General features: G+C 60.0%; 26 protein-coding genes and 1 pseudogene. 20 read left to right on the top strand and 7 right to left on the bottom strand.

Annotation, left to right across the window (positions count from 1 at the left end; genetic code table 11):
• Positions 1-71: 71 nt before the first annotated feature.
• Positions 72-194, bottom strand: coding sequence for a hypothetical protein (locus tag CKW38_RS30400; protein ID WP_256579857.1), 123 nt, complete (start codon positions 192-194; stop codon positions 72-74).
• On the opposite strand from CKW38_RS30400, the gene argS reads away from it, so the two are divergent.
• The 9 genes from argS to CKW38_RS17800 all read left to right on the top strand — a co-directional run bounded on the left by argS (position 193) and on the right by CKW38_RS17800 (position 10,654).
• Positions 193-1,929 (top strand): arginine--tRNA ligase, encoded by a 1,737-nt coding sequence (gene argS, locus CKW38_RS17840; protein WP_095113430.1) that lies wholly within the window; start codon positions 193-195, stop codon positions 1,927-1,929. The two genes, CKW38_RS30400 and argS, sit on opposite strands and share 2 nt — an antisense overlap.
• A 1-nt stretch (position 1,930) precedes the next feature.
• Positions 1,931-2,647, top strand: a complete 717-nt coding sequence (locus tag CKW38_RS17835; RefSeq protein WP_007909385.1) for an SPOR domain-containing protein — start codon at positions 1,931-1,933, stop codon at positions 2,645-2,647.
• Between the two features lie 232 nt (positions 2,648-2,879).
• Positions 2,880-3,410 (top strand): ATP-dependent protease subunit HslV, encoded by a 531-nt coding sequence (hslV, locus tag CKW38_RS17830; RefSeq protein ID WP_003186641.1) that lies wholly within the window; start codon positions 2,880-2,882, stop codon positions 3,408-3,410.
• A 54-nt stretch (positions 3,411-3,464) separates the two neighbouring features.
• Positions 3,465-4,802: an ATP-dependent protease ATPase subunit HslU gene (gene hslU, locus CKW38_RS17825; protein ID WP_007909384.1), complete on the top strand. Its 1,338-nt coding sequence runs from the start codon at positions 3,465-3,467 to the stop codon at positions 4,800-4,802.
• 126 nt (positions 4,803-4,928) lie between these two features.
• The gene (locus CKW38_RS17820) at positions 4,929-5,306 is read left to right on the top strand and encodes a gamma-butyrobetaine hydroxylase-like domain-containing protein (protein ID WP_095113429.1); all 378 of its coding nucleotides are present in this window, start codon (positions 4,929-4,931) and stop codon (positions 5,304-5,306) included.
• Between the two features lie 258 nt (positions 5,307-5,564).
• The gene (gene phaC / locus CKW38_RS17815) at positions 5,565-7,244 is read left to right on the top strand and encodes a class II poly(R)-hydroxyalkanoic acid synthase (protein ID WP_007909380.1); all 1,680 of its coding nucleotides are present in this window, start codon (positions 5,565-5,567) and stop codon (positions 7,242-7,244) included.
• Between the two features lie 85 nt (positions 7,245-7,329).
• Entirely contained in the window at positions 7,330-8,184 is an 855-nt protein-coding gene (phaZ, locus tag CKW38_RS17810; protein ID WP_007909378.1) for a poly(3-hydroxyalkanoate) depolymerase, read from the top strand.
• Positions 8,185-8,323: 139 nt separating this feature from the next.
• Positions 8,324-10,003 carry a class II poly(R)-hydroxyalkanoic acid synthase gene (phaC, locus tag CKW38_RS17805; protein ID WP_095113428.1) on the top strand — a complete coding sequence of 560 codons (1,680 nt, stop codon included), beginning with the start codon at positions 8,324-8,326 and terminating at the stop codon, positions 10,001-10,003.
• A 30-nt stretch (positions 10,004-10,033) separates the two neighbouring features.
• Positions 10,034-10,654 (top strand): TetR/AcrR family transcriptional regulator, encoded by a 621-nt coding sequence (locus tag CKW38_RS17800; protein ID WP_007909369.1) that lies wholly within the window; start codon positions 10,034-10,036, stop codon positions 10,652-10,654.
• A 268-nt stretch (positions 10,655-10,922) separates the two neighbouring features.
• On the opposite strand, the gene CKW38_RS17795 is transcribed toward CKW38_RS17800, so the two are convergent.
• The 3 genes from CKW38_RS17795 to CKW38_RS17785 form a co-directional block, all read right to left on the bottom strand.
• Positions 10,923-11,846 carry a phasin family protein gene (locus tag CKW38_RS17795; protein ID WP_007909367.1) on the bottom strand — a complete coding sequence of 308 codons (924 nt, stop codon included), beginning with the start codon at positions 11,844-11,846 and terminating at the stop codon, positions 10,923-10,925.
• Positions 11,847-11,856: 10 nt separating this feature from the next.
• A complete protein-coding gene (locus CKW38_RS17790) occupies positions 11,857-12,279 on the bottom strand; it encodes a phasin family protein (RefSeq protein ID WP_095113427.1) in 423 nt (140 codons plus the stop codon).
• 205 nt (positions 12,280-12,484) lie between these two features.
• Positions 12,485-12,760, bottom strand: a complete 276-nt coding sequence (locus CKW38_RS17785; RefSeq protein WP_007909364.1) for a polyhydroxyalkanoic acid system family protein — start codon at positions 12,758-12,760, stop codon at positions 12,485-12,487.
• Positions 12,761-12,926: 166 nt separating this feature from the next.
• On the opposite strand from CKW38_RS17785, the gene ubiE reads away from it, so the two are divergent.
• The 11 genes and pseudogenes from ubiE (at position 12,927) to CKW38_RS30675 (ending at position 21,117) form a co-directional block, all read left to right on the top strand.
• The gene (ubiE, locus tag CKW38_RS17780; protein ID WP_008080626.1) at positions 12,927-13,697 is read left to right on the top strand and encodes a bifunctional demethylmenaquinone methyltransferase/2-methoxy-6-polyprenyl-1,4-benzoquinol methylase UbiE; all 771 of its coding nucleotides are present in this window, start codon (positions 12,927-12,929) and stop codon (positions 13,695-13,697) included.
• The gene (locus CKW38_RS17775) at positions 13,697-14,320 is read left to right on the top strand and encodes an SCP2 domain-containing protein (protein ID WP_007909360.1); all 624 of its coding nucleotides are present in this window, start codon (positions 13,697-13,699) and stop codon (positions 14,318-14,320) included. Before ubiE ends, CKW38_RS17775 begins: the two co-directional genes overlap by 1 nt.
• Positions 14,317-15,921: a ubiquinone biosynthesis regulatory protein kinase UbiB gene (gene ubiB / locus CKW38_RS17770; protein ID WP_007909358.1), complete on the top strand. Its 1,605-nt coding sequence runs from the start codon at positions 14,317-14,319 to the stop codon at positions 15,919-15,921. The genes CKW38_RS17775 and ubiB overlap by 4 nt, the downstream gene beginning before the upstream one ends.
• 81 nt (positions 15,922-16,002) lie before the next feature.
• Complete coding sequence (gene hisI, locus CKW38_RS17765; RefSeq protein WP_007909357.1) at positions 16,003-16,404, top strand: phosphoribosyl-AMP cyclohydrolase; 402 nt, start codon at positions 16,003-16,005, stop codon at positions 16,402-16,404.
• Positions 16,397-16,729, top strand: a complete 333-nt coding sequence (locus CKW38_RS17760; protein ID WP_007909355.1) for a phosphoribosyl-ATP diphosphatase — start codon at positions 16,397-16,399, stop codon at positions 16,727-16,729. Before hisI ends, CKW38_RS17760 begins: the two co-directional genes overlap by 8 nt.
• A gap of 25 nt (positions 16,730-16,754) precedes the next feature.
• Entirely contained in the window at positions 16,755-17,036 is a 282-nt protein-coding gene (locus tag CKW38_RS17755; RefSeq protein ID WP_003220847.1) for a twin-arginine translocase TatA/TatE family subunit, read from the top strand.
• Between the two features lie 10 nt (positions 17,037-17,046).
• Entirely contained in the window at positions 17,047-17,505 is a 459-nt protein-coding gene (tatB, locus tag CKW38_RS17750) for a Sec-independent protein translocase protein TatB (RefSeq protein WP_095113426.1), read from the top strand.
• On the top strand, positions 17,502-18,293 hold the full coding sequence (gene tatC, locus CKW38_RS17745) for a twin-arginine translocase subunit TatC (RefSeq protein ID WP_007909342.1): 792 nt from the start codon (positions 17,502-17,504) through the stop codon (positions 18,291-18,293). Before tatB ends, tatC begins: the two co-directional genes overlap by 4 nt.
• Positions 18,290-18,997 (top strand): 16S rRNA (uracil(1498)-N(3))-methyltransferase, encoded by a 708-nt coding sequence (locus CKW38_RS17740; protein WP_095113425.1) that lies wholly within the window; start codon positions 18,290-18,292, stop codon positions 18,995-18,997. Before tatC ends, CKW38_RS17740 begins: the two co-directional genes overlap by 4 nt.
• Positions 18,998-19,200: 203 nt before the next feature.
• Positions 19,201-20,262, top strand: a pseudogene (locus tag CKW38_RS30680) (methyl-accepting chemotaxis protein); the annotation flags it as partial.
• Positions 20,245-21,117, top strand: coding sequence for a methyl-accepting chemotaxis protein (locus CKW38_RS30675; RefSeq protein ID WP_371857741.1), 873 nt, complete (start codon positions 20,245-20,247; stop codon positions 21,115-21,117). The pseudogene CKW38_RS30680 and the gene CKW38_RS30675, both read left to right, overlap by 18 nt.
• 155 nt (positions 21,118-21,272) lie before the next feature.
• On the opposite strand, the gene CKW38_RS17730 is transcribed toward CKW38_RS30675, so the two are convergent.
• The 3 genes from CKW38_RS17730 to CKW38_RS17720 all read right to left on the bottom strand — a co-directional run bounded on the left by CKW38_RS17730 (position 21,273) and on the right by CKW38_RS17720 (position 23,910).
• Positions 21,273-22,007 (bottom strand): amino acid ABC transporter ATP-binding protein, encoded by a 735-nt coding sequence (locus CKW38_RS17730; RefSeq protein WP_095113423.1) that lies wholly within the window; start codon positions 22,005-22,007, stop codon positions 21,273-21,275.
• Positions 22,000-22,959 (bottom strand): amino acid ABC transporter permease, encoded by a 960-nt coding sequence (locus tag CKW38_RS17725; RefSeq protein ID WP_095113422.1) that lies wholly within the window; start codon positions 22,957-22,959, stop codon positions 22,000-22,002. The genes CKW38_RS17730 and CKW38_RS17725 overlap by 8 nt, the downstream gene beginning before the upstream one ends.
• Positions 22,960-23,112: 153 nt before the next feature.
• Positions 23,113-23,910 carry a transporter substrate-binding domain-containing protein gene (locus tag CKW38_RS17720; protein WP_007909335.1) on the bottom strand — a complete coding sequence of 266 codons (798 nt, stop codon included), beginning with the start codon at positions 23,908-23,910 and terminating at the stop codon, positions 23,113-23,115.
• Positions 23,911-24,331: the final 421 nt, after the last annotated feature.

The raw sequence follows: 24,331 nt of genomic DNA, 5'->3' as shown, positions 1-24,331 counted from the left end.
GGCAGCTCCTACAGGAAAATGCCTATCGCCGTGTAGGAGCTGCCGCAGGCTGCGATCTTTTGATCTGAATGTCACCACATATCCATAAGCTGCCTGCTAAGGTTGGCAAGCCCGTCTTCGCAACGGATAATGCCCAGTTTTTCCACCCGCGCATCGATGCGCCCGCCGCGCTTGCGGTCGAAAGAGAAGACCATGAAAGACACCATTCGCCAGCTGATCCAACAAGCCCTCACCCAACTCGTCAACGAAGGTGTGTTGCCTGAAGGCCTGTCGCCGGCGATCCAGGTGGAGAACGCCCGCGACAAGACCCACGGCGACTTCGCCAGCAACATCGCGATGATGCTGGCCAAGCCTGCGGGCATGAAGCCGCGCGATCTGGCGGAAAAAATCATCGCCGCACTGCCGGCTGACGAGAACGTCACCAAGGCCGAAATCGCCGGCCCGGGCTTCATCAATTTCTTCCAGAACACTCAGGCGCTGGCCTCGCGTCTCGACGCTGCCTTGGCTGATGCCCATGTTGGCGTGCGCAAGGCTGGCCCGGCGCAGCGCACTGTAGTCGACCTGTCGGCACCGAACCTGGCCAAAGAGATGCACGTCGGCCATTTGCGTTCGACCATCATTGGCGACGGCGTGGCCCGCGTCCTCGAATTCCTCGGCGACGAAGTGATCCGTCAGAACCACGTTGGTGACTGGGGCACCCAGTTCGGCATGCTGATGGCGTATCTGCAGGAAAACCCGATCACCAGCGACGAGCTGTCTGACCTGGAAAACTTCTACCGCGCCGCCAAACAACGTTTCGACGAGTCCGCAGAATTCGCCGACCGCGCCCGTGGTCTGGTGGTCAAGTTGCAGGCCGGCGACGCCGAGTGCCTGGCCCTGTGGACCAAGTTCAAGGACATCTCGCTGTCGCACTGCCAGAAGATCTACGAACTGCTCAACGTCAAACTGACCATGGCCGACGTGATGGGCGAAAGTGCCTATAACGACGACCTGATCAACGTGGTCAACGACCTGAAAGCCGCTGGCATGCTGGTCGAGAGCAACGGCGCCCAGTGCGTGTTCCTCGACGAGTTCAAGAACGCCGACGGCGACCCGCTGCCGGTGATCATCGTCAAGGCTGACGGCGGCTACCTCTATGCCACCACTGACCTGGCAGCCGTGCGCTACCGCAGCGGCAAGCTGAAAGCCGATCGCGCGCTGTACTTCGTCGACCAGCGTCAGGCCCTGCACTTCCAGCAAGTGTTCGCCGTGGCGCGCAAGGCCGGTTTCGTCACCCATCCGATGGAAATGGAACACATGGGCTTCGGCACCATGAATGGCGCCGATGGCCGTCCGTTCAAGACCCGTGACGGCGGCACCGTGAAGCTGATCGACCTGCTGACCGAAGCACAGGAACGTGCCTACAGCCTGGTGAAGGAGAAGAACCCGGAGCTGGCCGAAGACGAACTGCGCAACATCGCCAAAGTCGTCGGCATCGGCGCGGTGAAGTACGCCGACCTGTCGAAGCACCGCACCAGCGACTACAGCTTCAACTTCGACCTGATGCTCAACTTCGAAGGCAACACCGCGCCGTATCTGCTCTATGCCTACACCCGCGTCGCCGGTGTGTTCCGCAAACTGGGCAAGGACTTCAGCGAAGTCGATGGCCAGATCGTGCTGGAAGCCGCACATGAGCAAGAGCTGGCGGCGAAACTGGCGCAGTTCGGCGAAGTGCTGAACAACGTGTCCGAGAAAGGCACGCCGCACATTCTCTGCACTTATCTGTACGACGTTGCCGGTCTGTTCTCCAGCTTCTACGAGAACTGCCCGATCCTCGCCGCCGAAACCCCGGCCCAGATGCAGAGCCGTCTGCGTCTGGCCGCGCTGACCGGTCGCACCCTCAAGCAAGGCCTGGAGCTGCTGGGTCTGGAAACTCTGGAGCGTATGTAAGTTGGCTGCCAAGAAAAAACCTGCACCCAAGCGTGGCGCCAGCCGTTACCAAGCTCCTGCGAAGCAACCGATTCCGGGCTGGCTGTGGATGGCAATCGGCCTCACGGTCGGCGCGTTCATCGTGTTCCTGATGAAGCTCGAGCCGGGCAAGGGTAGCGACACGGTCAAGCGTGAGAAGGTCGAACAGGCGCAACAGCAGAAAGCGTCGAAGATCGCCGAGGCCAACAAGACTCCGCCGAGTCCGACTCAGCCAGTGAAGCCGAAGTACGACTTCTACACCCTGTTGCCGGAATCGGAAGTGATCGTGCCGCCGGACGCGGTGCCGGAGAAGACTCTACCGACGCCACAAGTGCCGGCCATCCCGACCACGCCAGTGACCCCGGCGGAAGCGGCGAAGATCGACACCGCGCGCGCGCAGGCAGCACTGGCCGGGATTACCCCACCGCCCGCGCCACCGGTGAGCAAAGCCGCGCCGGTGACCAAATTCTTCCTGCAGGCCGGTTCGTTCCGCAAGGAAACCGATGCCGACAAAGTCCGCGCGCAGATCATTCTGCTCGGTCAGGCGGTAGCGGTTGAGTCCGGCACGGTGAAAGATGAAACCTGGTATCGCGTGTTGGTCGGCCCGTTCAGCAACCGTGAACAGCTGACCACCGCACAGAAACAACTGGCCGGCGCCGGCTTCAGCAACCTGTTGTTACAACAACGCCAAAGCCGCTGACCCTCGGCCGATCATTCCCACGCTCTGCGTGGGAATGCCTCAAGGGACGCTCCGCGTCCCAGCGGTGAAGGGACGCAGAGCGTCCCGGGCTGCTTTCCCACGCAGAGCGTGGGAACGATCAAATACAAGACACCGCTCGTCCCCTCTCCTACGCTACGGTTGAAATCCTCTCCAGCACCCCCATATGAATGGGCATAAGGCACTTTCGCCCCGCTGTGTGGAGACTCTTCCCTTGACCACCATCGTTTCAGTCCGCCGTCACGGCAAAGTCGTCATGGGCGGCGACGGCCAGGTTTCTCTCGGCAATACCGTGATGAAAGGCAACGCGAAAAAAGTCCGTCGCCTTTACCACGGCCAGGTCATCGCCGGTTTTGCCGGTGCCACCGCTGACGCCTTTACCCTCTTCGAACGTTTCGAAGGCCAGCTCGAGAAACATCAGGGCCACCTGGTACGCGCCGCTGTCGAACTCGCCAAAGAATGGCGCACCGACCGCTCCCTGAGCCGCCTCGAAGCCATGCTCGCGGTGGCCAACAAAGACGCTTCGCTGATCATCACCGGCAACGGTGACGTGGTTGAACCCGAAGATGGCCTGATCGCCATGGGTTCCGGCGGCGCCTACGCGCAAGCCGCCGCCAGCGCGCTGCTGAAAAAGACCGACCTGTCGGCCCGTGAAATCGTCGAAACCGCCCTCGGCATCGCCGGCGACATCTGTGTATTCACCAACCACACTCAGACCATTGAGGAGCAGGATCTCGCTGAATAAGCCTGACGCGGCCCTGTGCCACGGCTTGTTTCTGCTTGAGGACCGTCAATTATTATGTCCATGACTCCCCGCGAAATCGTCCACGAACTCAACCGCCACATCATCGGCCAGGACGATGCCAAGCGCGCCGTCGCGATTGCCCTGCGCAACCGCTGGCGCCGCATGCAGCTGCCTGAAGAGCTGCGTGTTGAAGTGACCCCGAAGAACATCCTGATGATCGGCCCGACCGGCGTCGGTAAAACCGAGATCGCCCGTCGTCTGGCGAAACTGGCCAACGCGCCGTTCATCAAGGTCGAAGCGACCAAGTTCACCGAAGTCGGCTACGTTGGCCGTGACGTCGAATCGATCATCCGTGATCTGGCCGACGCCGCGATCAAGATGCTCCGCGAGCAGGAAATGACCCGCGTGCGCCATCGCGCCGAAGACGCTGCCGAGGATCGTATCCTCGACGCACTGCTGCCGCCGGCACGCATGGGCTTCAGCAATGAAGAAACCCCAAGCAGCGATTCCAACACCCGTCAGCTGTTCCGCAAGCGTCTGCGCGAAGGTCAGTTGGATGACAAGGAAATCGAAATCGAAGTCGCCGAAGTGGCCGGCATCGAGATCGCCACGCCGCCAGGCATGGAAGAGATGACCAACCAGTTGCAGTCCTTGTTTGCCAACATGGGCAAGGGCAAAAAGAAAGCGCGCAAGCTCAAGGTCAAAGAAGCGCTGAAGCTGGTGCGCGACGAAGAAGCCGGGCGTCTGGTCAATGAAGAAGAACTGAAGGCCAAAGCGCTGGAAGCGGTTGAACAGCACGGTATCGTGTTCATCGACGAGATCGACAAAGTCGCCAAGCGTGGCAACGTTGGCGGCGCCGATGTGTCCCGTGAAGGCGTACAGCGCGACCTGCTGCCGCTGATCGAAGGCTGCACCGTCAACACCAAACTGGGCATGGTCAAAACCGACCACATCCTGTTCATCGCTTCCGGTGCTTTCCACCTGAGCAAGCCGAGCGATCTGGTGCCTGAGCTGCAAGGTCGTCTGCCGATCCGCGTCGAACTCAAGGCCCTGAGCCCGTCGGACTTCGAACGTATCCTCAGCGAACCGCATGCCTCGCTCACCGAGCAATATTGCGCACTGCTGAAAACCGAAGGCCTGAACATTCAGTTCGAGCCCGAAGGCATCAAGCGTCTGGCGGAGATCGCCTGGCAGGTCAACGAGAAGACCGAGAACATCGGTGCCCGTCGTCTGCACACACTGCTTGAGCGTCTGCTTGAAGAGGTGTCGTTCAGCGCCGGCGATCTGGCCAGCACCCACGATGAGAAGCCGATTCTGATCGACGCCGAATACGTCAACAGCCACCTCGGCGAATTGGCGCAGAACGAAGACCTGTCCCGTTATATCCTGTAGGTCACCGTCCCTGTAGGAGCTGCCGAAGGCTGCGATCTTTTGATCTTTGATTTTTAAAAGACAAGATCAAAAGATCGCAGCCTTCGGCAGCTCCTACAGGGTGTTCCTCTAGTCGGATGACCTGCAATGACTACTATCCCTACCGACATCAAACTGCACAAAGCCTCGAAAACCCTGACGCTCACCTACGCGTCCGGCGAGGAATACACCCTGCCCGCCGAATTCCTGCGCGTGCATTCCCCCTCCGCCGAGGTCCAGGGCCACGGCAAACCGATCCTGCAATTCGGCAAGCTCAACGTCGGCCTGAGCAAACTGGAACCGGCCGGTCACTACGCACTGAAACTGACCTTCGACGACGGTCACGACAGCGGCTTGTTCACCTGGGATTATCTCTACGAGCTGGGGCGACGTCATGACGCACTCTGGGCCGATTATCTGGCCGAGCTCAAAGCGGCGGGCAAGACCCGCGATCCGAACGAGTCAGTCGTCAAACTGATGCTCTAGCTCGTGCCTTGCGCTCATTAGAGGGCATTTTCTAAATTCATCTGTTTGAATGCTCTGCTGTGTGGCCGAGGATCGGCCCGCTTGCGAAAAAAATTAAACTCGGGTAACCAATGGAGCTGGCAAGTTCCCTGCAGTGCTCTACGACTGTAAAGCAGCTATGCAGAATTAACGGTCACCCGAGCAGTAGTACCTGGCATTGGCTGTGGAACTGCACAGCAGAAAACCGGGTACTCGTCTCAGGACAATGGAGCGTCGTAGATGAGTAACAAGAATAACGATGACCTGAAGTACCAAGCCTCGGAAAACACCCTGGGGCTTAATCCCGTCGTTGGGCTACGCGGAAAGGATCTGCTGGCCTCTGCTCGTATGGTGCTGAAACAGGCCATCAGACAACCGATCCATAGCGTCAGGCACGTTACCCATTTCGGCCTCGAACTGAAGAACGTGCTGTTTGGTAAATCCGAACTGCAACCGGCTGGCGATGACCGTCGCTTCGCCGATCCTGCGTGGAGCCAGAACCCGCTCTACAAACGTTATCTGCAAACTTACCTGGCGTGGCGCAAGGAACTCCATGCCTGGATCGATGACAGCAGCCTGTCACCCAAAGACATCGCCCGCGGCCACTTCGTCATCAATCTGATGACCGAAGCCATGGCCCCGACCAACACCGCGGCCAACCCGGCCGCCGTCAAACGCTTCTTCGAAACCGGTGGCAAGAGCCTGCTCGATGGCCTCTCGCATCTGGCCAAGGATCTGGTCCACAACGGCGGCATGCCGAGCCAGGTCAACATGGGCGCGTTCGAGGTCGGCAAGAGCCTCGGCGTCACCGAAGGCGCGGTGGTGTTTCGCAACGACGTGCTGGAGCTGATCCAGTACAAGCCGATCACCGAGCAGGTCCACGAGCGTCCACTGCTGGTGGTGCCGCCACAGATCAACAAGTTCTACGTATTCGATTTGAGCCCGGACAAGAGTCTGGCGCGCTTCTGCCTGCGCAATAACGTGCAGACGTTTATCGTCAGCTGGCGCAACCCGACCAAGGCGCAGCGCGAGTGGGGCCTCTCGACGTATATCGATGCGCTGAAAGAAGCGGTCGACGTGGTCACCGCGATCACCGGCAGCAAAGACGTAAACATGCTCGGCGCCTGCTCCGGCGGCATCACCTGCACCGCCCTGCTCGGCCACTACGCGGCGATCGGCGAGAAGAAGGTCAATGCCCTCACGCTGCTGGTCAGCGTGCTCGACACGACACTGGACAGCGACGTCGCCCTGTTCGTCGACGAGCAGACCCTGGAGACCGCCAAGCGCCACTCGTACCAGGCCGGCGTGCTCGAAGGCAAAGACATGGCCAAGGTCTTCGCGTGGATGCGTCCCAACGACCTGATCTGGAACTATTGGGTCAACAACTACCTGCTCGGCAACGAGCCGCCGGTGTTCGACATCCTGTTCTGGAACAACGACACCACACGGTTGCCCGCCGCATTCCATGGCGACCTGATCGAGATGTTCAAAAACAATCCACTGATTCGCCCGAATGCACTGGAAGTGTGCGGCACGCCGATCGACCTCAAGCAGGTCACCGCTGACATCTTCTCGCTGGCCGGCACCAACGACCACATCACACCGTGGAAGTCCTGCTACAAGTCGGCGCAGTTGTTTGGTGGCAAGGTCGAGTTCGTGTTGTCGAGCAGCGGGCATATCCAGAGCATTCTGAACCCGCCAGGCAACCCGAAATCGCGTTACATGACTGGCGAAGAAATGGCGGCCAATGCCGATGAGTGGCAAGAGAACTCGACCAAGCACACCGATTCCTGGTGGCTGTACTGGCAGGCGTGGCAGGCCGAGCGCTCGGGCAACCTGAAAAAGGCCCCGCTGAAACTGGGCAACAAGGCGTATCCGGCGGGTGAAGCATCGCCGGGCACTTACGTTCACGAGCGGTAACTGACACCACCACACCCCGTGTAGGAGCAGCCTTCGGCAGCTCCTACACGGGGTGTGGTGAATTTAAATCCACAGGGCCTGACGCATGCCGCAACCGTTCATATTCCGTACCGTCGATCTGGATGGCCAGACCCTCCGCACGGCGGTACGCCCCGGCAAGCCTCACTTGACGCCCTTGCTGATTTTCAACGGCATCGGCGCCAACCTGGAGCTGGTTTTTCCGTTTGTCGCGGCGCTGGACCCGGATCTGGAAGTGATCGCCTTCGACGTGCCCGGTGTCGGCGGTTCCTCGACGCCGAACCGACCGTATCGCTTTCCCGGGCTGGCCAAGCTGACGGCGCGGATGCTCGATTACCTCGACTACGGTCAGGTCAACGTCATCGGCGTGTCGTGGGGCGGTGCGCTCGCGCAGCAGTTCGCCTACGACTACCCCGAGCGTTGCAAGAAACTGGTGCTGGCGGCGACCGCGGCCGGTGCGGTGATGGTGCCGGGCAAACCGAAAGTGCTGTGGATGATGGCCAGTCCGCGGCGCTACATTCAGCCTTCCCATGTGATCCGCATCGCCCCGCTGATCTACGGCGGCTCGTTCCGTCGTGACCCGACGCTGGCGGCCAGCCACGCCGCGAAAGTGCGTTCGGCGGGCAAGCTCGGTTATTACTGGCAACTGTTCGCAGGCCTCGGCTGGACCAGCATTCACTGGCTGCACAAGATCCACCAGCCGACGCTGGTGCTGGCCGGCGATGACGATCCGCTGATCCCGCTGATCAACATGCGCATGCTCGCCTGGCGCATTCCCAACGCCCAACTGCACATCATCGACGACGGTCATCTGTTCCTGATTACCCGTGCTGAAGCGGTGGCGCCAATCATCATGAAATTCCTCCAGGAGGAACGTCAGCGCGCGGTGATGCACCCGCATCCGACACCGCTGGGCGGTTAACCCCGGCGGCAGGCTTTATGCAGGCCTTTGGCAAAGAGTGCGCGGCAGGACGCCGCGCAGGCAGCAACCCGCAACAGCGTCTATGGTGTTCTGGTTCGGTGAGTTTGTTTTTGGCCTGAAGACGAAGGAGTGTTGAGTCATGCGCGACAAACCAGCGACGGGCGTGCCCAGCCCCGCCGTGTTCATCAACGCACAAAGTGCGATCACCGGCCTGCGTGGCCGGGACCTGATCTCGACCTTGCGCAGCGTCGCCGCCCATGGCCTGCGCAATCCGATTCACAGTGCGAAGCACGCGTTGAAACTCGGCGGTCAATTGGGCCGCGTGCTGCTCGGCGAAACCCTGCACCCGACCAATCCGAACGACAGCCGCTTCGCCGATCCGGCGTGGAGCCTCAACCCGTTTTACCGGCGCAGCCTGCAGGCCTATCTGGCCTGGCAAAAACAGGTCAAAAGCTGGATCGATGAAAGCAACATGAGCCCGGACGATCGCGCTCGTGCGCACTTCGCCTTCACCCTGCTCAACGACGCCGTGGCGCCGTCGAACACCTTGCTCAATCCGCTGGCGGTCAAGGAGCTTTTCAACTCCGGCGGGCACAGTCTGGTGCGCGGCCTCAGTCACCTGTTCGATGACTTGCTGCACAACGACGGCCTGCCACGTCAGGTGACCAAACAAGCCTTTGAGGTCGGCAAGACCGTCGCCACCACCACCGGCTCGGTGGTGTTTCGCAACGAAATGCTGGAGCTGATCCAGTACAAACCGATGAGCGAAAAGCAGTACGCCAAGCCGCTGCTGGTGGTGCCGCCGCAAATCAACAAGTACTACATTTTCGACCTGAGCCCACACAACAGCTTCGTCCAGTACGCACTGAAGAATGGCCTGCAAACGTTCATGATCAGTTGGCGCAATCCGGATGTACGTCATCGCGAATGGGGCCTGTCGACCTACGTCGAAGCGGTGGAAGAAGCGATGAACATCTGTCGGGCGATCACCGGCGCCCGCGAGGTCAACCTGATGGGCGCCTGCGCCGGCGGGCTGACCATCGCCGCCCTGCAAGGCCATTTGCAGGCCAAGCGGCAACTGCGACGGGTCTCCAGCGCGACCTATCTGGTCAGTTTGCTCGACAGTGAAATCGAAACCTCAGCCACGCTGTTTGCCGATGAACAAACCCTCGAAGCCGCCAAGCGCCGCTCCTACCAGAAAGGCGTACTCGACGGTCGCGACATGGCCAAGGTCTTCGCCTGGATGCGCCCCAACGATTTGATCTGGAGCTACTTCGTCAACAACTACCTGTTGGGCAAAGAACCGCCGGCCTTCGACATCCTCTACTGGAACAACGACAACACGCGCTTGCCCGCCGCGTTCCACGGTGACTTGCTGGACTTCTTCAAGCACAACCCGTTGACCCATCCGGGCGGTCTCGAGGTGTGCGGCACACCGATCGATTTGCAGAAAGTCACCGTCGACAGCTTCAGCGTAGCTGGCATGAACGACCACATCACCCCGTGGGACGCGGTGTATCGCTCGACCCTGTTGCTCGGCGGCGAGCGACGTTTCGTGCTGTCCAACAGCGGTCATGTGCAGAGCATCCTCAACCCGCCGAGCAACCCGAAAGCCGCCTATGTCGAGAACGCCAAGATGAGCAGCGACCCGCGCGCCTGGTACTACGACGGCAAGCACGTCGACGGCAGTTGGTGGCCGCAGTGGCTGGAATGGATTCAACAGCGCTCCGGGGCGCAGCACGAAACCTCGTTCACCCTTGGCAACCCGAACTATCCACCGATGGAGGCCGCGCCCGGTACTTACGTGCGTGTGCGCTGACGCTTAACCGAACTTTTCTAAGAAGACTGGATGAAAACCCGCGACCGGATTCTCGAATGTGCTTTGCAACTGTTCAACGAAAAGGGCGAGCCGAATGTCTCCACCATGGAGGTGGCCAATGAAATGGGGATCAGCCCGGGCAACCTCTACTACCACTTCCACGGCAAGGAACCGCTGATTCTCGGGTTGTTCGAACGCTTCCAGAATGAACTGGCGCCACTGCTCGATCCACCGGCGGATGTGGAGCTGGCGCCGGAGGATTACTGGCTGTTTTTGCATTTGATTGTCGAGCGGCTGGCGCAATATCGGTTTTTGTTTCAGGACCTGTCGAACTTGGCCGGACGCTTGCCGAAGCTGGCCAAGGGCATTCGTCATCTGCTCAATGCGTTGAAGCGCACGCTGGCGTCGTTGTTGGCGCGATTGAAGGCGGCGGGGCAACTGGTCAGTGATACGCAGGCGTTGGGGCAACTGGTGGAGCAGATCACCATGACGTTGCTGTTTTCGCTGGATTATCAGCGGATTCTGGATCGTGAGGGGGAAGTGAGGCTGGTGGTTTATCAGATCATGATGCTGGTGGCGCCGCATTTGCTGCCGCCGGTTAAGGTCGCCACGGAGCGGATGGCTCTTCAGTATCTTGAAGACCATGACTAAATCAAAAGCCCCTCACCCTAGCCCTCCCGAAACGTCGGACCGCCCGTAGGGAGAGGGGACTGATTGGGGGATGCTGATGAGCTACACCGACCTGAAAGGGTTTTGTTGAATCCATAATCGACTCGATCGTTCAGGTCGACGTACGACGCAAGACACCTCGGTCGGTCCCCTCTCCCTCTGGGAGAGGGCTAGGGTGAGGGGCTGTTGGAATTCAGATACAAAAACGCCCGACCTTCACAGGCCGGGCGTTTTCTTTTGCCCTGAAGAATCAGGACTGACTGGTTGGCGTCGACGGCGTCGATGCAGCAGTCGGGGTGGCCGCCGGAGTCGGTGCTGCGGCGGAGTTCGACGCACTTACCGGAGCTGCCGGAGTGGCCGGTTTGGCTGCAGCAGGTGCGGCCGGTTTCGGCGCGGCGGCTTTCGCTGCGGCCGGTTTTTTCACGGCAGGCTTCTTCGCCGCAGCGGGTTTGGCCGCAGGCTTGGCAGCCGGTTTGGCGGCAGCGGTTTTCGCGGCTGGCTTGGCGGCTGGTTTCGCTGCCGTTTTGGCCGCAGGTTTTGCTGCCGGTTTGGCGGCGGCTTTGGCAGCAACCGGTTTGGCTGCAGCTTTAGCAGCTGGCTTGGCCGCTGCGGTTTTTGCTGCAGGCTTGGCCGCTGCTTTAGCTGCGGGTTTAGCCGCTGCTTTTGCCAGTGGCTTGGCAGCGGATTTTGCCGCTGGTTTGGCCGCCGCAGTTTTCGCTGCCGGTTTTGCCGCAGCGGTTTTCGCCGCCACAGGTTGAGCCTTCAGACCGGTGAGTTTTTCGATCTGTTTGGTCAGTGTGTCGACCTTGCTGTTAAGTGCCTTGACCTCATTGCGGCTCGGTACACCCAGGCGCGAAATCGCGCTGTTCAGGCGCTTGTCGAAAGCCCCTTCCAGCTCGTCCCACTTGCCCAGTGCGCGATCTTTCACGCCGCTGATGCGCGACTTGGCCGAAGAAGCAGAGTCCTTGGCGGCATCGACTTTTTTGCCGACTGCGGACTTGGTGAGCTTCTCGGCTTTCTCGCCGTCTTTGACCAATGTATCGAAGAGCTTGCTGCCGTCAGTGTCGATCTTCGAGTACACGCCTAAACCAGCCAGCCAGATTTTGCGGGAGTAGTCTTCGACTTTCCCGATCCACGAGCTGCCTTCTTTATCGGTGTTCTTTTTACCAGCCATCCCGTTCTCCTTAAGATTTACGCGCGACGCGTTCGAGCAATGCCGTCAGCTCATCGAGCTTAGCAGAGAGTGTCTCAACGTCATGTTTAGACGGAATGCCGATACGATTCAAGGCGCTTGCTACACGGGAGTCGAACGCCTTCTCGACCTTGTCGAGCTGAACTTCGACACGACCTTTGAAAGAACTCACTTCGCTCTTGGCTTCATCGATCTCGGCGTTGGCCGCTTCGAGTTTTTCGGTGACGGCTTTTTTGCCTTTCTTTTCAACAGTTTGACCAGCCTTGATCAACTCTTGAAAGTAGTCACTGCCCTCTTGGCCGACCTTGGCGTAGGCACCCAGGCCTGCCAGCCAGATCTTGCGGGCATAGGATTTGACGTCGCTCAGAGCAGAAGTCGAAACGTCGATTTTTTTCTTCAAAATAACTTTGGCCATGGTGCACCTCACGCGCAGAAGGTTTGAGGAACTGCCCGGGAAAGTGTCGGGCTCAGGCACAAAGTAGGCAGAAAAATTAGAAACGGCACCCTAACAACTGACATGAATCGGTGGTGCCTAAATGAAAAGATCGCAGCCTTCGGCAGCTCCTACAGGGGAATGTGTACGTCTGTAGGAGCTGCCGAAGGCTGCGATCTTTTGATGTTCAAACCAAAGCTTTGTCGAGGGCTTTTTCGATTTCGGCTTTGATCATGCCGCTCATGGCCGACATCATCAGGCCCAGCTCAACGTCGACCTTGATCGAATCGTCCGCCACATGCACCGCGCCTTTCACGCCCGAGCGCTTGAGGTTCAGGGTGTCGCCGGACCATTGCGGCTCCAGGCCATATTGCTCGGAGAGTTTTTGCGCCAGCTTGTCGGCCTTCTCGCGGGCGGCTTCCTTACCCAGATTGTGGGCACGCTCAACAGTGATTTTGGCCATTGATTGACTCCTGTTTTTTGAATGGGGCGAAAAAGATGTGTCGGTAAATCTTGACCGCCGCTGCGGCAAATCGTCCCGAGGGTTGCCCATCTTACCTTTAGCCATTCCAAGACAAAGCATGGCTTGGGGATTAGAATGTCGCGCATTCTCTTTTGGTGACAGCGATATGACTGATCAGCGCAAAGGCAGCGATGCCGAACCCACCACTCACTTCGGCTTCAAAAACGTTCCGGAAAGCCAGAAAGCGGAAAAAGTCGCTGAGGTTTTCCACTCGGTAGCCGCCAAGTACGACCTGATGAACGACCTTCTGTCGGGCGGCATGCACCGTCTGTGGAAGCGTTTCGCGATCGAACTGTCGGGCGTGCGCAGCGGTAACCGCGTGCTGGACATCGCCGGCGGTACCGGTGACCTGACCAAAAAGTTCTCGCACCTGGTCGGCCCGACCGGTCAAGTGGTGTTGGCCGATATCAACGAATCGATGCTCAAGGTCGGTCGTGACCGCCTGCTCGATCTGGGTGTCGCCGGCAACGTCGAATTCGTTCAGGCGGACGCGGAAAAACTGCCGTTCCCGGACAATCATTTCGACTGTGTGACCATCGCCTTCGGCCTGCGCAACGTGACGCACAAAGAAGACGCCCTGCGCTCGATGCTGCGCGTACTCAAGCCGGGCGGTCGTCTGCTGGTGCTGGAGTTCTCCAAGCCGACCAATGCGCTGATGTCGAAAGCCTACGACGCCTATTCGTTCGCCTTCATGCCACTGATGGGCAAGCTGATCACCAACGACTCGGAAAGCTATCGCTACCTGGCCGAATCGATCCGCATGCACCCGAATCAGGAAACCCTGAAGTCGATGATGGTCGACGCCGGTTTCGACCGCGTGACCTATCACAACATGACCGCAGGCATCGTCGCCCTGCACCGCGGCATCAAGCCCTGATGTTGCTCACCGGGCTGCTCGCCAGCGTTGAACTCGGCCTCAACCGGGTGCTGCGTCTCGACAGCACGGCGCTGCCGCGGCTGGCGCATTTGACCGGCAAGGTGATTGCCGTCGACTGCCGCAGCCCGGCGCTGCAACTGTTCATTCTGCCGAGCGACGAAGGTTTGATGCTGGCCTCGCACTGGGAAACCGGTGTCGACTGCACCCTGCGCGCGCCGGCCTCCAGCCTGATCAAACTGGCCGTGAGCAAAGACAAGACCGCGGTGTTGCACGCCCCGGAAGTCGAGCTCGATGGCGACAGCGGCGTGCTGCTGGAGCTGGCCGGTGTCCTGCAAGACCTTGAGCTGGACTGGGAGTACGAACTCTCGCGCTGGCTCGGCCCGGTCGCCACGCAACTGGTCGGTGGCCATCTGCGCAGCCGCGCGCGCTGGTATCAACAAGGATTTGCCAGCCTCAACCAGAACCTCGCCGAATACCTCGCCGAAGAATCGCGCACCCTAGTCGGGCAGCGCGAAGCCGAAGCGCGGTTCAGCGAACTGGACCGGATCAAACTTGATCTGGAACGTCTCGAGGCGCGTTTCGAGCGCCTTTCCCGATCCCTCGACCCAAGCGATAACGCATGAAGCTGCTCGCCGTCCGCCGTCTGTTGCGCATCCAGTCTGTCGTGATCCGCTACCGCCTCGATGACCTGCTGTTCGATCTGCCGCTGCCCTGGTTCCTCCTGGCGCTGCGCTATGTGCTGCCGTGGCGCTGGTTCCCGCGCAAGCCGCTGGACCTGAGCCGTGGCGCGCGTCTGCGTCTGGCGTTGCAGGATCTGGGGCCGATTTTCATCAAGTTCGGGCAGATTCTCTCGACCCGCCGCGACCTGCTGCCGGAAGACATCGCCGATGAGCTGATGCTGTTGCAGGACCGTGTGCCGCCGTTTGACTCGCAACTGTCGATCAAGCTGATCGAAGAACAACTGGGCAAGAAAATCAGCGACGTGTTCAGCCGTTTCGACGTCGAGCCGCTGGCCTCAGCCTCGGTTGCGCAGGTGCATGCCGCGCAGCTGAAAACCGGCGAAGAAGTCGTGGTCAAGGTGATCCGCCCGGGCCTGAAGCCGATCATCGCGCAAGATCTGGCGTGGCTGTTCATCCTCGCCCGCGCCGCCGAAAAACTCTCGGCCGACGCGCGTCTGCTGCACCCGGTCGACGTGGTCCAGGACTACGAAAAAACCATCTACGACGAACTCGACCTGCTGCGCGAGGCGGCCAACGCCAGCCAGTTGAAGCGCAACTTCGAAGGTTCGCCGCTGCTCTATGTACCGCAAGTGTATTGGGACTGGTGCCGGCCGAAAGTGCTGGTGATGGAGCGCATCTACGGCATTCAGGTCACCGATCTGGCGACCCTCGCCGATCAGCGCACCGACATGAAAATGCTCGCCGAACGCGGTGTGGAGATTTTCTTCACCCAAGTGTTCCGCGACAGTTTCTTCCACGCCGACATGCACCCGGGCAACATCTTCGTCAGCACCGTCAACCCGTGGAGCCCGCAGTACATCGCGATCGACTGCGGCATCGTCGGCAGCCTGACCCCGGAAGATCAGGATTATCTGGCGCGCAACCTGTTCGCCTTCTTCAAGCGTGACTACCGTCGTGTGGCGCAACTGCACATCGACTCGGGCTGGGTGCCGGCGGAAACCAAACTCAACGAATTCGAAGCGGCGATCCGCACCGTGTGCGAACCGATCTTCGAAAAACCGTTAAAAGATATTTCATTTGGCCAAGTGCTGATGCGCCTGTTCCAGACTGCACGGCGCTTCAACATGGAAGTGCAACCGCAACTGGTGCTGCTGCAAAAGACCCTGCTGAACATCGAAGGCCTCGGCCGTCAGTTGTATCCGGATCTGGATCTGTGGAACACCGCGCAGCCATTCCTCGAACGCTGGATGCGCGAGCGCGTCAGCCCCAAAGCCTTGCTGGGCAACGTGCAGAGCCAGTTCGAACAACTGCCGCATCTGGCCAACATGGCCCGCGACCTGCTCGAACGCATGTCGCAACCGCACGCCTACGATCCACCGCCGCCATGGCATAAACGCAAGGACGACTGGTTCCTGCGCTTGCTCGGTTGCGCGCATCTGGCCGGCGGGGTGATCCTCGCTATCGGTGGCCCGCTTAACGAGTTGGGGCATTGGCCTGCGGGAATCATGGTGGCAGTCGGCTTGTATCTGGTCGTTCGCCGATAGCCAGTTTCGTGATCGGCTGGCACACTGTTTCAATGCCTGAACCCGACTATTGAAGTGTGGGGTTCGCTGTCGGAGTCGAAGATGAAAAACTGGCTGGACGAGATCAAGTGGGACGCTGATGGCCTGGTGCCGGCGATTGCCCAGGATCACAAGACCGGACGCGTGCTGATGATGGCCTGGATGAACCGCGAAGCGCTGGAACTGACCGCCGCGGAAAACCGTGCAATCTACTGGTCACGTTCCCGTGGCAAGCTGTGGCGCAAGGGCGAGGAGTCAGGGCATGTGCAGACGCTGCATGAGATGCGTCTGGACTGTGACGCCGACGTGATCATCCTGATGGTTGAACAGATCGGCGACATCGCTTGCCATACCGGCCGTCAAAGCTGCTTTTACCGTGTCTTCGAGAACGGCGACTGGAAAACCGTCGACCCGGTCCTGAAAGACCCGCACGCTATCTATTCCGCAGGACACAAACATGAGTGACACCCTGACCCGCCTGGCCGAAGTGCTCGAAGAGCGCAAAGGCGCAGCCGCCGACAGCTCCTATGTGGCCAGTCTGTATCACAAGGGTTTGAACAAGATTCTGGAGAAAGTCGGCGAAGAGTCGGTCGAAACCATTATTGCCGCCAAGGACGCCGCGATCAGTGGCGACTGCAGCGACGTGATCTACGAGACCGCCGACCTGTGGTTCCACAGCATGGTCATGCTCGCCCAACTGGGGCAGCATCCGCAGGCCGTGCTGGATGAACTGGACCGTCGCTTCGGCCTGTCCGGACACGTCGAGAAAGCCTCGCGTCCGTCCGCCTGAACAACTTTTAGAGAGGAACAGCAACATGGGCATTTTTGACTGGAAACACTGGATCGTCATTCTGGTTGTCGTGGTGCTGGTGTTCGGCACCAAGAAACTGAAAAACCTCGGCACCGACGTTGGCGAGTCGATCAAGGGCTTCCGCAAAGCCATGAACGACGATGAAAAACCGGCTGCCGATCCAACCGTGACACCTGCGCAGCCAGTGCCACCGGTGCAGCCGCAAGCCACCGCTCAGGCCAACCCGCCGCACACCATCGACGTGCAGGCGCAGAAAGTCGAAGAGCCGATCCGCAAAGACGTGTGAGCACTGACTAATGTTTGGTATCAGCTTCTCTGAACTGCTGCTCGTCGGCCTCGTCGCCCTGCTGGTGCTGGGCCCCGAGCGTCTGCCGGGCGCTGCACGCACCGCCGGCCTGTGGGTCGGTCGGCTGAAGCGCAGCTTCAACGCGATCAAACAGGAAGTTGAACGTGAAATCGGTGCCGACGAGATTCGTCGGCAACTGCACAACGAGCACATTCTGTCGCTGGAGCAGGAGGCGCGGAAGATTTTCTCGCCGGTTCAGCAGGAGCCGACGCCGGTTGAGCATGTGGGTCAGCAGACGATTCATGCGCCGACTGCACCCGTCGCGCCTGCTCCGACACCTGCACCTGCTGCCGTTGTAGCGCCGGCAGAACCAGCGCCTGCACAAACCTCGGTTGAACACGTAGCCCCAACCGCCGCGCCGATTACACCCGCGCCTCACGACCCAACATTGCCGCCGCGAGCCCTATGAGCGATCTCCCCGAAAACGACCAGCACATGCCGCTGGTTTCGCACCTCACCGAGTTGCGCACCCGCCTGCTGCGTTGTGTGGCGGCGATCTTCATCATCTTCGCCGGGCTGTTTGCGTTCACCCAGCAGATCTACACCTTCGTCTCGACGCCGCTGCGCCAATACCTGCCGGTCGGCGCGACGATGATCGCCACCGATGTGTCGTCGCCGTTCCTGACGCCGCTGAAGCTGACGATGATGGTCTCGCTGTTTCTCGCGATCCCGGTGATCCTGCATCAGATCTGGGGCTTTATCGCGCCGGGCCTGTACAAGCATGAAAAGCGCATCGCGGTGCCGCTGCTGGTTTCCAGCATCTTGCTGTTCTATACCGGCATGGCGTTCGCCTATTACTTCGTGTTCCCGCTGATCTTCAAATTCTTCGCTGCGGCCACCCCGGCCGGCGTGGAAATGATGACCGACATCGCCAGTTACCTCGATTTCGTCATGACGCTGTTCTTCGCCTTCGGCGTGGCGTTCGAGATTCCGGTGGCCGTGGTGCTGCTGGTGTGGATCGGTGTAGTCGACGTCGCCTACCTGAAGAAAATCCGCCCGTACGTGATCATCGGCTGCTTCGTGGTCGGCATGATCCTGACGCCGCCGGACATCTTCTCGCAGACCCTGCTGGCCGTGCCGATGTGGATGCTGTTCGAAATCGGCATCCTGTTCGGTGGTTTGATCAGCAAGCGCGAACGCCCGGACGAGAATCCGGCCGACGACCACAACGACCAGCCACCAGCGACCCAGGCATGAACCTGCTGTTGCTCGAAGAGGCCGATTTCATTGCGGCCGACCGCGTGGTGCTGCGTGATCGCCGCTTGACGCACATGCAGGAAGTTCATCGCTCGGAAGTCGGTGACAGCCTGCGTGTTGGCCGGATCAACGGGCTGATGGGTTCGGCCGAGTTGCTGCGCCTCGAAGCGGGTGAAGCCGAGTTGCGCGTCAGCCTCGATCAGCCACCGCCGGCCAAGCTGCCGCTGACGCTGGTGCTGGCCCTGCCGCGCCCGAAGATGCTCCGCCGGGTGTTTCAAACCGTGGCGACCATGGGCGTGTCCAAGGTGATTCTGGTCAACAGCTATCGGGTCGAGAAGAGTTTCTGGCAGACGCCGTTTCTTGAGCCTGAGGCGATTCGCGAAAATCTGATCCTTGGCCTCGAACAGGCGCGCGACACCGTGCTGCCGGAGATCATCATCGAGAAGCGCTTCAAGCCTTTCGTTGAAGATCGGTTGCCGGCGATTACCGACGGCACCCTCGGTCTGGTCGGTCATCCCGGCAACTTCCCACCGTGCCCGCGCGCGCTCAAAGAACCGGTGACGCTGGCCATCGGCCCTGAAGGCGGCTGGATTCCTTACGAAATCGATCTGCTGGCCAAATCGGGCCTGCAACCGGTGCAACTCGGCGAGCGCATCCTGCGCGTCGAAACCGCCGTCACCGCCCTGCTCGCCCGTCTCTTCTAACCAAACACAGCTCCCCCGTAGGAGCTGCCGCAGGCTGCGATCTTTTGATGTTGTTTTTAGAAGCGAGATCAAAAGATCGCAGCCTACGGCAGCTCCTACATTGATACCGTGCGGGTCCGGTGGATAAATGGCGTTACAGATTGCCATCATTCGGCCGATACCTTCTCCATAAGTCCAATTAGTGGTCCGAAGGGAGTGGTCGCATGTACCGTTGGTTAGCCGAGAGTCTTGGAAACGTCAGCGTCAAACGCAAGCTGGGCATCGGTTTCGGCCTGGTGCTGTTGCTGACACTGTTGATCACCTTCACCGGCTGGACCGGCATGAGCGGCATTATCAGCCGCGGTGACAAACTCGGCTTTATCTCCAGCCTCAATGAGCTGACCAAGGACCTGCGCCTGGCGCGTCTGGACTACGAAGCACGCCGTGGCGAACAAGGGCCGGGCGCGGTCACCGATCTGCTCAACAAACTCGACAGCGGCCTGCAAACCGCACGCAGCCTGATTGAACAGCCGTCCGACGCGGCGATGGTCGATCAACAACTGGCCGCCGTCGCCGAGTACAAACGCGCCTTTGCCGACATGACCCAAGCCACGGTGCAGCGCGAAGATGCCCGTAGCAAGCTTGGCGCGAGTGCCGACAACGCCGTGGCCAAGGTCGCGGAAGTGGAAAAATCCATGCTGGCGGGTGACAGCGTCGCGCAATTCAACAGCGTGATCGAGCTGAGCAAACTGCTACAGCAAGCACGCTACCAAGTGCGCGGTTACACCTACAGCGGCAAGGCCGAAGCCGAACAACCAGCGCTGGATGCCATCGACAATGCGCTGAAGAATCTCGACAGCCTGCCGGCCAAACTGCCGGAACAGCACATCGCCAACCTGCAACAGGCCACCGATTCGATCAAAGCCTATCGCGCCGCGGTAGCTCAGTTCCGCGACTCGCAGGTCAACAACGCCAAGGCCGCCGCGCGCATGTCGACTCAGGGCGACATCCTCATCGACGTCAGCAAGAAACTCACTGAATCGCAAACCGTGGTGCGCGATACCGATGCCGCGCACGCCAAAAACATGCTGATCATCGCCACCCTGCTCGCCGTGGCCTTCGGCCTGCTGGCCGCCTGGGCGATCACCCGCCAGATCATCATCCCGCTGAACCAGACCCTGAAAGTTGCCGAGCGCGTGGCCGCTGGCGACCTGACCCACAACCTGGTGTCCCTGCGCCGTGACGAACTCGGCCAACTGCAACGCTCGATGCAGAGCATGACCCAAGGCCTGCGTGAACTGGTCGGCGGAATCAGCGATGGCGTCACTCAAATTGCCAGCGCCGCCGAAGAACTTTCGGCCGTGACCGAGCAGACCAGCGCCGGGGTCAACAATCAGAAAATCGAGACCGATCAGGTCGCCACCGCCATGAACGAAATGGCCGCCACCGTGCAGGAAGTCGCGCGCAACGCCGAGGAAGCGTCTGAAGCTGCCGTGGCTGCCGACCAACAAGCCCGCGAAGGCGACAAGGTCGTCGGCGAAGCGATCGCGCAGATCGAGCGTCTGGCGGTTGAGGTTGGTCATTCCACCGAAGCCATGGGCGAACTCAAGCGCGAAAGCGACAAGATCGGCAGCGTCCTCGACGTGATCAAGTCGGTGGCCCAGCAAACCAACCTCTTGGCCCTCAATGCGGCCATCGAGGCGGCGCGTGCCGGTGAAGCCGGGCGTGGGTTTGCCGTGGTGGCCGATGAAGTGCGCAGCCTCGCGCAGCGCACGCAGAAGTCCACCGAAGAAATCGAAGAGCTGATCGTCGGCCTGCAGAACGGCACCCAACAAGTGGCAACGATCATGGACAACAGCCGTACCCTGACCGACAGCAGCGTTGAGCTGACCCGTCGCGCGGGCGGGTCGCTGGAAAGCATCACCCGCACGGTTTCGGCGATTCAGGCGATGAACCAGCAGATTGCCGCAGCGGCCGAGCAGCAGAGCGCGGTGGCGGAAGAGATCAACCGTAGCGTGCTGAATGTGCGGGATGTGTCGGATCAGACGTCGGCGGCGAGTGAAGAGACCGCGGCGTCCAGCGTTGAGCTGGCGCGCCTGGGTACTCACTTGCAGATGCTGGTGGGGCGCTTCAAGGTTTGAGGTGATTCATCCACCTCGGTTCGCTCTGAACCGAGGTGATGCTATCGCTGGCAAGCCAGCTCCCACAGTGAATGGGTTGAACACAAACTTTGTGATCGACTACAAACCCTGTGGGAGCTGGCTTGCCAGCGATGGCGGCCGAGAGAACGCCGCAGTTACAGAACCTGACGCAGGAAGGCCTGCGCACGCAGATCCTTCGGTGTATCAAAGAATTCGGCAGGCGCGGCATCTTCCAACAGCTTGCCGTGATCGAAGAACAACACCCGATCCGCCACTTCCCGGGCAAAGCCCATTTCGTGGGTCACGCAAACCATGGTCATGCCTTCCACGGCCAGGTTCTTCATCACGTCCAGCACCTCACCGACCATCTCCGGGTCGAGGGCTGAGGTCGGCTCATCGAACAACATCACCTTCGGCTCCATCGCCAGCGCCCGGGCGATCGCCACGCGCTGTTGCTGACCGCCGGACAGACGTGACGGAAACTCGTTGGCCTTCTGTGCAATCCCGACCTTTTTCAGCAACTCCATGGCCTTGGCTTCGCGCTCTTTCTTGCCGCGCTTGCGCACGACTTTCTGCGCCAGACAGAGGTTTTCCAGCACGGTCATGTGCGGGAACAGGTTGAAATGCTGAAAGACCATGCCGACTTCGCGGCGATAGGCGTTGACGTCGGTTTTCGGGTCGGCCAGTTGCAGGCCGTCGATGCTTACCGAACCGGAATCGAACTCTTCCAGGCCATTGAGGCAACGCAGGAAGGTCGACTTGCCGGAACCCGACGGGCCGATAACTACCAGCACTTCGCCCTTGGCGACTGTGGTGCTGACGTTATCCACCGCACGCACCACTTGCCCACGGGTGTCGAAGACTTTTACCAGATCGCGGACTTCAATCACTTTGCGCGAGCCTCCGCTCAAGCCGGCTGGCGATTTTCGACAGCGGCAGGTTGATCAACAGGTACAGACCGGCGACGCAGAACAGAATCTCGAACGGCGAGAACGAGGTGGTGATGACTTCACGGCCGCTTTTCAGCAGCTCGGTGATGGCAATCACCGACACCAGCGAGGTGTCCTTGACCAGACTGATGAACTGCCCGGCCAGCGGAGGCAGCACGCGTTTGAATGCTTGCGGCAGCACCACGTGACGCATCGATTGACCGGCACTCAGACCGAGCGAACGCGCCGCTTCGTTCTGGCCACGGGCAATCGATTGCACGCCGGAACGGATGATCTCGGCCACGTAGGCGCCAGTGAACAGCGACAGCGCGGCGATCCCGGCGAATTCGCGGGACAGGTTCATCACCGTGCCGATGAAGAAATAGAAAATGAAAATCTGCACCAGCAGCGGCGTACCGCGCACCAGTTCGACGTAAATGGTCGAGAGGTCGCGCAGGGTCGGGTTGCTCGACAGACGGCACAGGCCGGTAACCAGACCAATCAACAGACCGAGTACCCCAGAGACCACTGACAGCCAAAGCGTCGTCCACAGGCCCCACAACAGCGGTCCTGCCGCCCAATGCCGGGTCACGCCCACGACGTCACCTTCGGCCACATCGTCGCCCTGAGCGAATTGCAGGCTGTTCTCGTCGACGGTCAGGTGCTGCTCGCCACCGGCGTCATTACGCAGGGTGACTTGCGCGCTGCTGCCCTTGCGCACCAGTTCGGTGACGGTGGAAATGTCAGTGGCACGCTGGGTTTCTTCGGCCTGATAGGCGAAGTACTGCGGCACACGGTTCCAGCGCCATTCGTAGGACATCAGCGACGTCGCGTAATACAACGCGCCGGCCAGGCCGACCAGCACCAGCACGGTGAGGACGTGCCAGGGCCATTGGGCTTTTTTCTGTTTCATTGCAGGTTCTCGGATGATCGTTCCCACGCTCTGCGTGGGAATGCCGCTCGGGACGCTCTACGTCCCTGCCTGTTCGTGACGCGGAGCGTCACAGGATGCGTTCCCACGCGGACGGTTCGACGCCTCGACGTGGAAACGATCAGCGGATGCGCGTTATTCCATGTCCTTGAGCCACTCGGTGCTCTTGAACCACTTGTCATGGATGCGATCGTAGGTGCCGTCTTCGTGGATCTGGTGCAGGAAGTTGTTGATGAAATTGATGCTGTCGTAATCACCCTTCTTCAGTCCGAAGGCCAAAGGCTCGTAGGTGAACGGCTTGTCGAGGAACACCAGTTTGCCGGCACCAACCTTGGTCACCGCAACGACGTTGTACGGCGCGTCATAGATGAAGGCATCAGCCTTGCCGTTGACCACGTCGAGCACCGCTTCCTGCTCATTGTCGTAGCCGTGGTACTTGGCCTTGGAGATGAGCTTCTTGGCGACCATTTCGCCGGTGGTGCCGAGCTTGGAGGTGATGCGGTAGTCGGCGGTGTTCAGGTCTTTGTACGACTTGATAGTGCCTTCCAGCTCCTTGCGGATCAGCAGGGTCTGGCCGACCACGATGAACGGTTCGCTGAAATTCAGGCGCAGGTTGCGCTCCTGAGTCAAGGTCATGCCGCTGCCGATCATGTCGAACTTGTCGGTCATCAGCGCCGGGATGATGCCGTCGTAACCGGTCGAAACCAGCTCCAGTTTGACGCCCATGGCCTTGGACATGGCTTTGAGGATGTCGACTTCGAAACCGATGATTTCGCCGCGCTTGTTAGTCATTTCGAACGGCATGTAGGTCGGATCCATACCGACTTTCAACGTGCCGCGCTTGACCGCGTCATCGATTGCGCCAGCCTGCGCCGCATTGACTGCAACCAGTGCCGTGACGCCGACCAGCAGCATCGACAGATACTTCTTCATCTTCAAGTCCCCAAAACCATTGCGTGTGCGGCGCGAAAACCAACAGTGACAGGCAAAAAAGCCCGGGTGCGCCAATTCGGGGACGGATGCTAACGCACTCGTTTTTTTGCACAAGGTTTAATGGACGATTTGTTTAACAATCAAGAGCTACCCCCTCACCCCAACCCTCTCCCCCAAGGGGGCGAGGGGGAAAGGGAGCAGATCTTCATGCTGTTCAAATCCGAGCTCGACTGGATATTTCAGGTCGGTGTAACTCGAATATTCAACGCGGTCGGTCCCCTCTCCCTCTGGGAGTGTATGTACCGGAGACATGGTGGACACATGTTCGGAGACATAGTGGACGGTTTTAGATCTTCTTACCTGCCGTAACGGTCTGCAAGTTCAAGTCGATTCGGGCGATACGATGTCTACTCCAGTAGAC

It is taken from the genome of Pseudomonas sp. Irchel 3H7 (assembly GCF_900187605.1).
Lineage (GTDB): Bacteria > Pseudomonadota > Gammaproteobacteria > Pseudomonadales > Pseudomonadaceae > Aquipseudomonas.
This window is presented reverse-complemented; position numbering and strand designations above follow the sequence as displayed.

Bases quoted from the DNA above. Each gene is read 5' to 3' on its own strand.
- argS (WP_095113430.1), top strand. From the start codon at position 193: ATGAAAGACACCATTCGCCAGCTGATCCAACAAGCCCTCACCCAACTC.
- CKW38_RS30400 (WP_256579857.1), bottom strand. From the start codon at position 194: ATGGTCTTCTCTTTCGACCGCAAGCGCGGCGGGCGCATCGATGCGCGG.
- hslU (WP_007909384.1), top strand. From the start codon at position 3,465: ATGTCCATGACTCCCCGCGAAATCGTCCACGAACTCAACCGCCACATC.
- CKW38_RS17820 (WP_095113429.1), top strand. From the start codon at position 4,929: ATGACTACTATCCCTACCGACATCAAACTGCACAAAGCCTCGAAAACC.
- phaC (WP_007909380.1), top strand. From the start codon at position 5,565: ATGAGTAACAAGAATAACGATGACCTGAAGTACCAAGCCTCGGAAAAC.
- phaZ (WP_007909378.1), top strand. From the start codon at position 7,330: ATGCCGCAACCGTTCATATTCCGTACCGTCGATCTGGATGGCCAGACC.
- phaC (WP_095113428.1), top strand. From the start codon at position 8,324: ATGCGCGACAAACCAGCGACGGGCGTGCCCAGCCCCGCCGTGTTCATC.
- CKW38_RS17800 (WP_007909369.1), top strand. From the start codon at position 10,034: ATGAAAACCCGCGACCGGATTCTCGAATGTGCTTTGCAACTGTTCAAC.
- CKW38_RS17795 (WP_007909367.1), bottom strand. From the start codon at position 11,846: ATGGCTGGTAAAAAGAACACCGATAAAGAAGGCAGCTCGTGGATCGGG.
- CKW38_RS17790 (WP_095113427.1), bottom strand. From the start codon at position 12,279: ATGGCCAAAGTTATTTTGAAGAAAAAAATCGACGTTTCGACTTCTGCT.
- CKW38_RS17785 (WP_007909364.1), bottom strand. From the start codon at position 12,760: ATGGCCAAAATCACTGTTGAGCGTGCCCACAATCTGGGTAAGGAAGCC.
- ubiE (WP_008080626.1), top strand. From the start codon at position 12,927: ATGACTGATCAGCGCAAAGGCAGCGATGCCGAACCCACCACTCACTTC.
- CKW38_RS17775 (WP_007909360.1), top strand. From the start codon at position 13,697: ATGTTGCTCACCGGGCTGCTCGCCAGCGTTGAACTCGGCCTCAACCGG.
- ubiB (WP_007909358.1), top strand. From the start codon at position 14,317: ATGAAGCTGCTCGCCGTCCGCCGTCTGTTGCGCATCCAGTCTGTCGTG.
- hisI (WP_007909357.1), top strand. From the start codon at position 16,003: ATGAAAAACTGGCTGGACGAGATCAAGTGGGACGCTGATGGCCTGGTG.
- CKW38_RS17760 (WP_007909355.1), top strand. From the start codon at position 16,397: ATGAGTGACACCCTGACCCGCCTGGCCGAAGTGCTCGAAGAGCGCAAA.
- CKW38_RS17755 (WP_003220847.1), top strand. From the start codon at position 16,755: ATGGGCATTTTTGACTGGAAACACTGGATCGTCATTCTGGTTGTCGTG.
- tatB (WP_095113426.1), top strand. From the start codon at position 17,047: ATGTTTGGTATCAGCTTCTCTGAACTGCTGCTCGTCGGCCTCGTCGCC.
- tatC (WP_007909342.1), top strand. From the start codon at position 17,502: ATGAGCGATCTCCCCGAAAACGACCAGCACATGCCGCTGGTTTCGCAC.
- CKW38_RS17740 (WP_095113425.1), top strand. From the start codon at position 18,290: ATGAACCTGCTGTTGCTCGAAGAGGCCGATTTCATTGCGGCCGACCGC.
- CKW38_RS30675 (WP_371857741.1), top strand. From the start codon at position 20,245: ATGCAGAGCATGACCCAAGGCCTGCGTGAACTGGTCGGCGGAATCAGC.
- CKW38_RS17725 (WP_095113422.1), bottom strand. From the start codon at position 22,959: ATGAAACAGAAAAAAGCCCAATGGCCCTGGCACGTCCTCACCGTGCTG.
- CKW38_RS17720 (WP_007909335.1), bottom strand. From the start codon at position 23,910: ATGAAGAAGTATCTGTCGATGCTGCTGGTCGGCGTCACGGCACTGGTT.